At 61.2% G+C, this 1171-nt stretch carries 1 protein-coding gene; it reads left to right on the top strand.

From position 1 onward, the window contains the following. On the top strand, positions 1-1170 hold a 1170-nt coding region (tuf, locus tag OIN59_RS25265; protein WP_274114966.1), incomplete at its 5' end, for an elongation factor Tu. Position 1171 lies beyond the last annotated feature (1 nt).

Below are 1171 nucleotides of genomic sequence, written 5' to 3'. Positions count from 1 at the left end.
CGTACCAAGCCCCACGTCAACGTGGGCACGATCGGTCACGTGGACCATGGCAAGACGACCCTGACGGCAGCCATCGCTACCGTGCTGTCCGCCAAGTTCGGCGGCGAAGCCAAGGCCTACGACCAGATCGACGCTGCGCCCGAAGAAAAGGCCCGCGGTATCACGATCAACACCGCTCACGTGGAATACGAAACGGCCAACCGCCACTACGCCCACGTGGACTGCCCCGGTCACGCCGACTATGTGAAGAACATGATTACCGGCGCTGCTCAGATGGACGGCGCCATTTTGGTGTGCTCGGCCGCTGACGGCCCCATGCCCCAGACCCGCGAGCACATCCTGCTGGCTCGCCAAGTGGGCGTGCCTTACATCATCGTGTTCCTGAACAAGTGCGACATGGTGGACGACGAAGAACTGCTCGAACTCGTCGAAATGGAAGTGCGCGAACTCCTGGACAAGTACGACTTCCCAGGCGACGACACCCCCATCATCCGTGGCTCCGCCAAGCTCGCCCTGGAAGGCGACAAGGGTAAGCTGGGTGAAGAAGCCATCATGAAGCTGGCCGAAGCCCTGGACACCTACATCCCCACGCCTGAGCGCGCTGTGGACGGTGCCTTCCTGATGCCCGTGGAAGACGTGTTCTCCATCTCCGGTCGCGGCACCGTGGTGACCGGTCGCGTGGAACGCGGCATCATCAAGGTCGGCGAAGAAATCGAAATCGTCGGTATCCGCGACACGCAAAAGACCATCTGCACCGGCGTGGAAATGTTCCGCAAGCTGCTGGACCAAGGTCAAGCTGGCGACAACGTCGGCCTGCTGCTGCGCGGCACCAAGCGCGAAGACGTGGAGCGTGGCCAAGTGCTGTGCAAGCCCGGCTCGATCAAGCCCCACACCCACTTCACGGCTGAGGTGTATGTGTTGAGCAAGGACGAAGGCGGTCGCCACACTCCTTTCTTCAACAACTACCGTCCCCAGTTCTACTTCCGCACGACCGACGTGACTGGCGCCATCGAGCTGCCAGCCGACAAGGAAATGGTCATGCCTGGTGACAACGTGTCGATCACTGTGAAGCTGATCAACCCCATCGCCATGGAAGAAGGTCTGCGCTTCGCTATCCGCGAAGGCGGCCGTACCGTGGGCGCTGGCGTCGTGGCCAAGATCATTGCTTAAT

Origin of the sequence: Acidovorax benzenivorans (genome assembly GCF_028680575.1) — a bacterium.
GTDB lineage: Bacteria > Pseudomonadota > Gammaproteobacteria > Burkholderiales > Burkholderiaceae_C > Acidovorax > Acidovorax benzenivorans.
The sequence above is the reverse complement of the archived record's forward strand: the minus strand, read 5'-3'. Positions and strand labels throughout refer to the sequence as shown.